Genomic DNA, 9,818 nt, shown 5'->3' with positions numbered 1-9,818 from the left:
GTATTTCTAGTCGCCAATTCTCGCTAGGCCCATTGCCTCACGAGGCCCCATCCTGCTGATTCCGCCTCGTGCTTGATGACCTGAACGAACAATTCGCCTGATGAATCGGCTCGCAGCCTCACGAGACACTGGCTCGTGATACTGGCTCGCCAGCTCATCAGGCCCATGACAGCGGCAAGGAGAAGAGTGTGTCCCACGCGTCAGACAAGATTTCCGCGGATATCGAAGCCTATCTGCAAGAACACGAGCGCAAGGACCTGCTGCGCTTCATCACCTGCGGTAGCGTCGATGACGGCAAGTCGACCCTGATCGGTCGTCTGCTGTTCGACTCCAAGCTGATCTATGAAGATCAGCTGGCCTCCATCACCCAGGCCTCCAAGACCAGCGGCACCACCGGTGATGAAGTCGATCTGGCCCTGCTGGTCGATGGCCTGCAGTCCGAGCGTGAGCAGGGCATCACCATCGATGTCGCCTATCGCTTCTTCTCGACCGACAAGCGCAAGTTCATCATCGCCGATACCCCGGGGCATGAGCAGTACACCCGCAACATGGCCACCGGTGCCTCGTCCGCGAGCCTGGCGATCATTCTGATCGATGCGCGCTACGGCGTGCAGACCCAGACCCGTCGTCACAGCTTCATCGCCGACCTGCTGGGTATCCAGCATCTGGTGATCGCGGTCAACAAGATGGATCTGGTCGACTACTCCGAGGCGCGCTTCAACGAGATCGTCGCCGAGTATCAGGAATTCGCCGACAAGTTGAATGCGCCGGATATCCGCTTCGTGCCGATGTCCGCGCTCAAGGGCGACAATGTCGTCAATCGCAGCCCATCACTCGACTGGTACACCGTCGATGGTCAGGCCGGACCGTCGCTGCTGGAGGTGCTGGAAACCGTCGAGCTGACTCGCGATCAGAACCTCAGCGATCTGCGCTTCCCGGTGCAGTACGTCAATCGTCCCAATCTGGATTTTCGTGGCTACTGCGGCACGCTGGCGGCCGGTGTCGTGCGTCCGGGTGACAGCGTCAAGGTGCTGCCGTCCGGCAAGATCTCGACCATCGAGCGCATCGTCACCTTCGATGGCGACCTCGAGATCGCCTATCCGGGCCAGGCCATCACACTGACGCTTGACGACGAGATCGACATCTCGCGCGGTGACTGGCTGGTGGCGGCAGACGCCGAACTGCCGCTCTCCAATGCGCTGGAAGCGGATGTCGTCTGGATGCATGAGAAGCCGCTGCAGCCGGGCCGTCAGTACGATATCAAGCTGGCGACCCGTGATCTGACCGGGCAGGTCAGTGCCATCGATTACCTCTACGACGTCAACACGCTGGAGCATCACGAGGGCGACAGCCTGGCACTGAACGCCATCGGCCGCGTCCAGCTCGAGCTGACCCAGTCGGTGCCGGTGGACGACTACCGTTCAAGCCCGGGCACCGGCAGCTTCATCGTCATCGATCGTCTGAGCAACGTGACCGTCGGCGCGGGCATGATTCGTGGCGTGGGCCGCTCCGGCACGCAGGCAACCACGCAGCAGACCGATTGGGCCGCGTTTGAAGCCGATCTCAACGCGCTGGTACGCAAGCACTTCCCGCACTGGGAAGCCCGCGACGTGCGCGAGCTGCTGGGCCGTGGCAACTGAGCCTTGGCAACATGAGTCGCGGTAACGGAGTCGAGCCGGCACGGTCGACTCCGTCGCATGACCCGATAACAACAACGCTGGACACGCGATAACAACACGGCCTGCTGGATATGAAGCCGGAGAACGCAGAAGCCCCCATGGCCGCAAGGCGATGGGGGCTTTTTGCATGGTGCGGGTCACGTCAGCGCATCAGGCGGCAGCGGCGTCGATGGCAAGCGGTGTGGAGGGGCCGAAGTGCTCATGATGGCACTGGGTGAGCGGTACGCCGATGCGATTGAGATGCTGGATCATGCTCTGCATGAAGCCATGCGGACCGATCACGAAGGCCTGCAGGGACTCGGCACTGGCACCTGTCGCGGCAATCTGACGTGCCAGCCAGTCGCGCTCGATGATGCCCAGGTGCGCATGCGTCGGCAGAGTGTCAGCCTTCTCGTAGCAGACCTGATAATGCAGCTGCTCAGGATACTGCGCGACCAGTGATTGCAGCGTGGTATCGAAGGCATGTACCTCGGGATTGCGGGCCGCATGCAGATAGATCACCTGACGGCCCGCCGCGAGCGCTGCCTCCAGCAGCGAGAGCATCGGTGTCTGGCCGACGCCGGCAGACAGCAGCAGTACCGGGGCCTCGGGGCTCTGGGGCGCGGCATGCTCGAAGGTCAGCTCGCCGGCCGGCGGCAGCAGATCGATCTCGTCACCCACGTTCAGCGCATGCAGATACTGGCTGGACTGGCCGTGGTCTTCACGCTTGACCGAGATACGGCAGAAGCGCTCGTCCGGCGCGTGTGACAGGCTGTAGTGGCGATGGATCACGCCCTGCGGCGTCGTCAGGCGCATGCCGATGTACTGGCCCGGCAGGAAGGAGAACATCGGACCTTCCACTGGCGCCAGGTACAGCGAGCGAATCTCGCGGCTCTCGTCCTCCGTGCGCACGATGCGAAAGCGGCGCAGCCCCTGCCAGCCGCCGCGAGTGGCAGCGAAGCTGTCGTAGCGGCCCTGCTCGGCGGCGATCAGCACGGCGGCCAGCTCTCCGTAGAGGGCGCCCCAGGCGTCGGCGATCTCCGGCGTGACGGCGTCTCCCAGCACCTCACCGATGGCGGCCATCAGGCACTCGCCGACGATGGGGTAGTGCTCGGGCAGGATATTGAGCGAGACGTGCTTGCTGACCACGGGCGCGAGCAGGCGGTCCACCGCCTCACGCGAGTGGCGTGCGCCGACATAGGCGAGCACGGCGCCGGCCAGTGCACGGGCTTGACCACCACTGGCCTGGTGCGTCTGATTGAACAGCGGCTTCACTTCGGGATAGCGCTCGAACATCAGCGGATAGAAGCGCGCGGTAATGGCGTTGAGGTGCTCGGCGACGACGGGAGCGGTGGCGGCGATCAGGTCTTCCTGGGCGTTGGTCAGCATGACGATACCTCGTGATGAATGTCGCCATGAAGAGAGCAAGGGCCATGCCAACTCGTCAGGCCAGTATCCATGCGTCCCCGAGAGCGGTGATGTGAAAAATACACGACGCGTGAAGGTGTCAAGATGACATCTTGCGTGTCAGGGTGACATCATCTGTCGCCATGACGATGTCTTGCGACACGCCGTCGCGTGAGCCGCGTGCTCATCACCCAGTACCTCGCCCGCCATTTCCGGTTGACTGACGTCAGGAATCCCGCATGCCCGAGACTCCCTTGCCACGCAATGATACGCCCCTTGCCGCCCTGAACGCCTGGCTTGCTGCCTGGTTGACGGAAGAGGAGGGCGGCAAGCGGCGTGCCTTGCCATGGACCCGTCTGCTGGCCGCGATCATGCAGCGTCTGCCCGGTGAGGCCGCGACGCTGATGCGCTATCTGCCGGAGCGTGACGAGTTGCTGCCGCTGGCCACGCATGGGCTACCTGCCGAGGTGCGCGGCCGGCGCTTTGCGTTGTCAGAGCATCCGCGGCTCAAGGCGATTGCCGAGCACACCGGTGTCTATCGCTTCGCGGTGGACAGTGACCTGCCGGACCCCTTCGATGGCCTGCTGGGGGAAGTGCATGGGCCGGATCTGCTGGTGCACGACTGTGCGGGTATCGCGCTGCGCGAAGGGGACAGGTTGCTGGGCGTGATGACCTTCGATGCGCTGACACCCGGCGTGCTGGCCCCGCTGGAAGCGCTGGAGATTCGGCAGATCGGCGATGCCGAGCTGGCAGACGTCCTGGCGCAGGAGTATCAGGAGCATCAGGAGCTTCATGACCTGCTGACGCTACCCACCTGCTGTCTGGCACTGGCATCACGGCTTGAGCGTGGGGCCGCTCCGCTGACCGGCATGGCAGCGCTTGCGCCGGGCATGACACCGCAGGCCCAGAGGACCTGTCCGCAGCGCGGGCCAGCGATGGCGAGACTGGAGGCACAGCTGGAAGCGGTTGCCGATACCGACATGACGGTGCTGGTGATGGGCGAGACCGGGGTGGGCAAGGAGGGCATGGTCCAGCGGTTGCACGATGCGTCGCGTCGCGCCAGTCGGCCTCTGGTGCGCATCAACTGTGCCGCGTTGGCACCGGAACTGGTCGAGAGTGCGCTGTTCGGGCATCGGCGAGGGGCCTTCTCCGGCGCGTCCCATGATCACCGTGGCCATTTCGTGATGGCCGATGGCGGCACCCTGCTGCTGGACGAGATCGGTGAGCTGCCACTGGCGCTGCAGCCCAAGCTGCTGCGGGTGCTGCAGGAAGGTGAATTGCAGCCGCTGGGCAGCGATCGCGTGGTCAGGGTGGACGTGCGCGTCATCGCGGCGACCAATCGTGATCTCGAGGCCGAAGTCGCCGCCGGGCATTTCCGCGAAGATCTCTACCACCGCCTGAGCGTCTATCCGCTCAGGGTACCGCCGCTGCGTGAGCGCGGACGAGCGGATCTGCTGGCGCTGGCGGGAACCTTTCTCGAGCACAACCGCACGCGCCTCGGGCTGGGCAATCTGCGCCTGACGCCGGCGGCGGAGCGTCTGCTGTGTGACTACCCGTGGCCCGGCAACGTGCGTGAGCTGGAGCACTGCCTGAGTCGTGCCGCCCTGCATGCGCGGCTGGCGCAGGGGGCTCATCCGACGCGCCTGCGCGCCGATGGGCGTCAGCTGGTGGTGATCACGCCGGAGTTGCTGGGGCTGGAGGCGAGTGCCGAGGTGGCGCACGAGCAGGCCGGTGGCATTGCCCTCCACGCCGCACAGGAGGGGCATGGCACGATTCAGGCGGGGAGAGCGAACCCGGCGCAGCGTCATGTCCTGCAGGACATCGATGAAGCGCTGGGGCTGCGTGATGCCACCGAGGCGTTTCAGCGCGAGCACATCTCGCGGGTCTGGCTGGCGAGTGATCGCAACTGGGCAGAGGCCGCGCGCAGGCTCAAGGTCGATCGCGGCAATCTGTATCGACAGGCCCGGCGGTTGGGCATCGTATGACACGAGAGACGAAGACGGCGGTGCTCGATGAGCGCCGCCGTCGTGTGTCGTCTGCCCTGACGCAGACATCGCTGGGAGAGAAGGTGCTGCGCAGATCAGGCGCGCGTGGCGATCAGCACCGCACGTCGTGGTGCCGGATGGCCTTCACGGGTCAGGCGTGGGTCGTCAGGGTCGAGGAAGTCACTCAGCGAGTGATAGGTCATCCAGTCGGTCGAGCGTTGTTCATCCAGCGTGGTCACCGCTTCATCGACGATGCGCACGTCCTTGAAGCCGGCGCGCTCACACCAGTGGGCCAGCGCCCGGGAGGACGGCAGGAAGTAGACGTTGGGCATCGCGGCGTAGCGCTCGCCGGGCATCAGTACCGTCGTCACGTTACCTTCCACCACCAGGGTCTCCAGCACCAGTTCGCCGCCGGGGCGCAGGGCATCGCGCAGCTGGAAGAGGTGGTCCATCGGCGAGGGGCGATGATAGAGCACCCCCATCGAGAACACGGTGTCGAAGGCGGCCATCTTCGCGGGGACGTCCTCGATGCCCACCGGCAGGAAGTGCAGATTGCGCCCCTGGGGGTGATCCGCGCCGATGAAGTGACGCACGGCATGGAACTGGCAGTAGAAGCGCGGGGAAGGGTCGATCACCAGCGTGAAGGCGGCACCAGCGCCGACCATGCGCCAGCCGTGGTAACCATTGCCGCCCCCGACATCCAGCACGCGACGGTGAGTGAGATCCGACAGATGCGGCGCGAGGCGCTGCCACTTCCAGTCGGAGCGCCATTCGGTATCGATATGGATCTCGTCGAGCTGATAGGGGCCCTTGCGCCACGGCATCATGGCGCGCAGCAGATTCTCGCTCTGGCGTTGCTGCCCCGTGCTCAGGCCTGTCGGAAAGCATGCACCGACACGGTCGGCATCCAGCTGCACCTCGCGCTCGTCAGGTAGCGTCGGCAGCTTCTCCAGTGCCCCATGCCAGGCCTTGAGGTCAGCATGGCGCTTGCGGTCCAGACCCTTGGCCAGTTGCTCGGGCAGGGCGCCCAGCCAGCGGGCGAAGCCGTCACCGACGGCGCCTGGCTCACAGGCAAGCTCGGTGAAGGCGCGGTAAAGATCACGATCGTAGGGGGAAATGCTCATGCGCTGGGTCGGGTCCGTGCAGGCGTAGCGGTCATTCGGCGGCTTTGAAAGCGACCATCGAGGCAAAGTTCAGGTATTGCAGCCAGGTGTGGCTGCGCGCGAAGCCGGCGCGTGCCAGGCGCGCATGGTGAGTGGCGAGACTGTCGGGCTTCATCACGTCCTCCAGCGCTTCGCGTTTCTGCGAGATCTCGAGGTCGGAGTAGCCGTTGGCGCGCTTGAAGTCATGATAGCGCTCGATCAACCAGGCATTCTCGACCGGGTCGTCGCTGATGATCTTCTCGGACAGGATCAACACGCCGCCGGGCTCCAGCGCCGCAAACAGCTTGTCGATCACGGCGTCGCGGTCCTGCGGCGGCAGAAACTGCAGGGTGAAGTTGACCACGATCATGCCGGCAGGCTGGTACTCCAGGGTGCGGATATCGGCTTCACTGACGTTGATGCGATGGTCCGGGAAGGCGTCGGCGAGCTCGCGGCTGGCGCGCTCGACCATCGGCCGGGACAGATCGACGGCTTCGATCTCGATGTCCTGGGCCGCCATCTCACGTGCCAGTGCCATGCTGGCAGCCCCCAGCGAGCAGCCCAGATCATAGACGCGTGCGCCAGGGCGCAGGTGAGCGCGGGCCATCAGCCCCAGCATGGCGATGATCTGACCGTACCCCGGCACCGAACGGCGCAGCATGTCCGGGAAGCAGCTGACGACCTGTTCGTCGAAGGAGAAGCTGGCAACACGGTCAAGGGGTGTCGTAAATATCGCGTCACGGTAAGATGCATCACTCATGGATCAAGGCTTCATCGGGCAGAGGGCCTGGGCGACATGCCATTGGCCGGGGAGCGGCTGGGCTGAGTGCCCTGCTGGGCCCGCCATTCTACGCATTCGAAGTGCCTGACGCACCCGCCGCGGCTTACCGATGATGCCTCCATCAACCGATTTCTGACCGGGCCACGCAGGGCCGGTCGCGACACTTCAAGGAGAGAGGTGGCCATGTCCACTCCATCGTCTGCACGTTCTGCCCGCCGTAACAGTCAGGCCTGGCAGGCCCTCGCGCGTCATCATCAGGAGCAGATGGCCGATGTGCACCTGAAGGACCTGTTCGCCGAGGATGCGGCGCAAGGGCGCGATCGAGTGACGACCTTCACCCGTTCTGCCGCGGGCCTGCGCCTGGATCTCTCCAAGCAGCGTCTCAAGCAGGAGACCCTGGAGCTGCTGCTGGAGCTGGCGCGGGAAACCGGTGTCGAGCAGGGCATCAAGCGTCTGCTGGCCGGTGAGCACGTCAATCGCTCGGAAGATCGCCCGGCCCTGCACGCGGCCCTGCGTCTGCCACGCTCGGCAAGTCTCGAGGTGGATGGCGAGGATGTGGTACCTGCCATCCACGAGAGCCTCGAGCGGCTCGCCGAGATGGTCGAGACCTTCCATAGCGGGCAGTGGCGTGGTGCCACCGGCAAGCCGATCACCGATGTAGTCAATCTGGGGGTCGGTGGCTCGGACCTGGGGCCGCTGATGGTCTCGAGCGCGCTGAGCGATTGCCGTCCCAAGGGCGTCCATGAGGTCGGCGTGCACTTCGCCTCGACCATGGATGGCTCACAGCTGGCGGACTACCTGCAGTCCTTCAGCCCGGAAACCACCTTGTTCATCCTGTCGTCCAAGTCATTCTCCACCATCGACACGCTCTCCAATGCGCGCACCGCGCGTGACTGGCTGAAGTCGCGCCTCGACCCGCAAGGCCGTCTGGAAGGGCTGATCAATCGCCAGCACTTCATCGGCGCATCCGCCAAGCCGGAGAAGATGAGCGAGTGGGGTATCGCACCGGAACATCAGCTGCTGTTCTGGGACTGGGTCGGCGGGCGCTACTCGCTGTGGGGCACCATCGGACTGCCCATCGCGCTCAATGTCGGCATGGACAACTTCCGTCGCCTGCTGGCGGGGGCGCATGAGCTGGATGAGCATTTCCGCACCGCACCGCTGGAAGACAATCTGCCGGTATTGCTGGCGCTGGCGGGTATCTGGAACAACAACTTCCTCGATATTCGCGCCCATTCCATCCTGCCCTACGACGGCCGCCTGGAATACTTCGCAAGCTACCTCGAGCAGCTGGAAATGGAATCCAACGGCAAGTCGGTCACCAACGATGGCGAGATGGTCGATTACTCCACCTGCCCGGTGCTGTGGGGCCAGCTGGGCCCGAACGCCCAGCATGCCTTCTATCAGCTGCTGCATCAGGGCACCCAGGCAGTGGAATGTGACTTCATCGCGCCGATGCGTCGCTATGACCACGTCGAGGACGCCGAGACCCGTGCCCACCTCAAGGCGCAGCACCGTCTGACACTGGCCAACTGCTTTGCCCAGTCGCGCGTGTTGATGCTGGGCGATGACGCGATACCGGGTGACGAGGCCCAGCCGAATCACAAGCGTTATCGTGGCAATCAGCCCTCGACCACCCTGCTGCTGGAAGCGCTGACGCCGGAAACCCTGGGGGCCCTGATCGCGCTTTACGAGCAGAAGGTCTTCGTCCAGGCCACCATCTGGGACATCAATCCGTTCGATCAGTGGGGCGTGGAGCTGGGCAAGCAGATCGCCACCGCGACGGAAGCGACCATGACCACGGGAGAAGGCTTCGAGCAGCTGGACGCTTCCAGTCGTGCCTTGATCGAGTCCGTGTGGGCCGCCCAGGGGCAGGACCCGCGCTGACGGGGGATCACGCAGGCGATCATCCTCTGTTGATTTATACAGTATTCTCGCTATCCTATATGGGAATCAATCGTTTACACTAGACACCTTGCCGCGAACCGAGCGTGAGCCGTTCGGTTCGCGCGTGTCGGGAGCGCTGATGAGCCGTCCCCATTACCCTGCGCAGGCAGGCGTTGTCGTTCCTCCGGTCAGGGGCGTGTTGTACCTGCATGGTTTCAACTCGGCCAGTTGCTCGCCCAAGGCGCAGTTGATGAAGCGTGCGGCCGCCGAATTCGGTCTGCCCTGCGTCGCGCCTGACATCCCACCTCAACCCGCTGCCGGGCAAGCGGTGGTGGAGGAGGCCTACCAGGCGCTCTGCGCGCAGTTGGATCTCGACCCGGCTGACCCTGCCTGTGACGACGCCATCGTGGTGATCGGCAGCTCCATGGGTGGCTTTCTGAGCACCTGGCTTGCCGCGCGTGAGGCTGCGCGACTCGATGGACCCCAGGGCCGCGAGCAGAGCGTATGGCGTCAGGGGCCGCGCACGGTATTGATCAATCCAGCCGTGCGCCCGGTCAGGCTTGTCACGGCATGGCTGGGGTCGACCCACGCCAACCCCTATACCGGCGAGTCCTTCACCGTCACCGAAGCATTCGGGCCGGCGCTGGCCGCACTGGAAGCGATCCCCGTCACGCCGCAGCGCACCCTCGTGCTGCTTGCCACGGCGGACGAGACATTGGACGTCAACGATGCCGCAAGCCTCTATCAGGATTGCCGGCTGATCCTCACGCCGGGAGGGGATCATGGATTTGCCAGACTGGCGGAGTACCTGCCTGCCATCATGGCGCATGCCGGCCATCGTCTGGCCCCGTCGCTTGCGACATCCTTCCACGTCGCACCCTGCTAACGTGTCGAGGACGGTTGGGCGTGCGGGCCGGACAGGAAGATGAATCCGTCATCGGATCGTTCGGCCAGCGGC

The 9,818-nt window shown here is 64.6% G+C and carries 7 protein-coding genes; 4 read left to right on the top strand and 3 right to left on the bottom strand.

Translation table 11 applies throughout. The annotated features are described in order from the left end of the window. Positions 1-188 precede the first annotated feature (188 nt). Positions 189-1,640, top strand: a complete 1,452-nt coding sequence (gene cysN / locus PJK54_RS15600) for a sulfate adenylyltransferase subunit CysN (protein ID WP_084208200.1) — start codon at positions 189-191, stop codon at positions 1,638-1,640. Positions 1,641-1,829: 189 nt separating this feature from the next. Here cysN and PJK54_RS15595 read toward each other — a convergent pair whose 3' ends face one another. Then, a complete protein-coding gene (locus tag PJK54_RS15595) occupies positions 1,830-3,047 on the bottom strand; it encodes a globin domain-containing protein (protein ID WP_077374267.1) in 1,218 nt (405 codons plus the stop codon). A gap of 257 nt (positions 3,048-3,304) precedes the next feature. Here PJK54_RS15595 and norR point away from each other — a divergent pair, with 257 nt between their 5' ends. Further along, entirely contained in the window at positions 3,305-5,050 is a 1,746-nt protein-coding gene (gene norR, locus PJK54_RS15590) for a nitric oxide reductase transcriptional regulator NorR (protein ID WP_271303314.1), read from the top strand. Positions 5,051-5,145: 95 nt separating this feature from the next. Here norR and cmoB read toward each other — a convergent pair whose 3' ends face one another. Next, positions 5,146-6,174, bottom strand: a complete 1,029-nt coding sequence (gene cmoB / locus PJK54_RS15585; RefSeq protein ID WP_271303313.1) for a tRNA 5-methoxyuridine(34)/uridine 5-oxyacetic acid(34) synthase CmoB — start codon at positions 6,172-6,174, stop codon at positions 5,146-5,148. 31 nt (positions 6,175-6,205) lie between these two features. Continuing rightward, positions 6,206-6,952, bottom strand: coding sequence for a carboxy-S-adenosyl-L-methionine synthase CmoA (gene cmoA / locus PJK54_RS15580; protein ID WP_176503991.1), 747 nt, complete (start codon positions 6,950-6,952; stop codon positions 6,206-6,208). Between the two features lie 204 nt (positions 6,953-7,156). On the opposite strand from cmoA, the gene pgi reads away from it, so the two are divergent. After that, the gene (gene pgi, locus PJK54_RS15575) at positions 7,157-8,860 is read left to right on the top strand and encodes a glucose-6-phosphate isomerase (protein ID WP_084208205.1); all 1,704 of its coding nucleotides are present in this window, start codon (positions 7,157-7,159) and stop codon (positions 8,858-8,860) included. 139 nt (positions 8,861-8,999) lie between these two features. After that, positions 9,000-9,746 carry a YqiA/YcfP family alpha/beta fold hydrolase gene (locus PJK54_RS15570; RefSeq protein WP_077374251.1) on the top strand — a complete coding sequence of 249 codons (747 nt, stop codon included), beginning with the start codon at positions 9,000-9,002 and terminating at the stop codon, positions 9,744-9,746. The last annotated feature ends 72 nt before the right edge of the window (positions 9,747-9,818 follow it).

Origin of the sequence: Cobetia sp. MMG027 (genome assembly GCF_027947415.1) — a bacterium.
GTDB lineage: Bacteria > Pseudomonadota > Gammaproteobacteria > Pseudomonadales > Halomonadaceae > Cobetia > Cobetia marina.
The sequence above is the reverse complement of the archived record's forward strand: the minus strand, read 5'-3'. Positions and strand labels throughout refer to the sequence as shown.

Bases quoted from the DNA above. Each gene is read 5' to 3' on its own strand.
- pgi (WP_084208205.1), top strand. From the start codon at position 7,157: ATGTCCACTCCATCGTCTGCACGTTCTGCCCGCCGTAACAGTCAGGCC.
- PJK54_RS15570 (WP_077374251.1), top strand. From the start codon at position 9,000: ATGAGCCGTCCCCATTACCCTGCGCAGGCAGGCGTTGTCGTTCCTCCG.
- norR (WP_271303314.1), top strand. From the start codon at position 3,305: ATGCCCGAGACTCCCTTGCCACGCAATGATACGCCCCTTGCCGCCCTG.
- cmoA (WP_176503991.1), bottom strand. From the start codon at position 6,952: ATGAGTGATGCATCTTACCGTGACGCGATATTTACGACACCCCTTGAC.
- cmoB (WP_271303313.1), bottom strand. From the start codon at position 6,174: ATGAGCATTTCCCCCTACGATCGTGATCTTTACCGCGCCTTCACCGAG.
- PJK54_RS15595 (WP_077374267.1), bottom strand. From the start codon at position 3,047: ATGCTGACCAACGCCCAGGAAGACCTGATCGCCGCCACCGCTCCCGTC.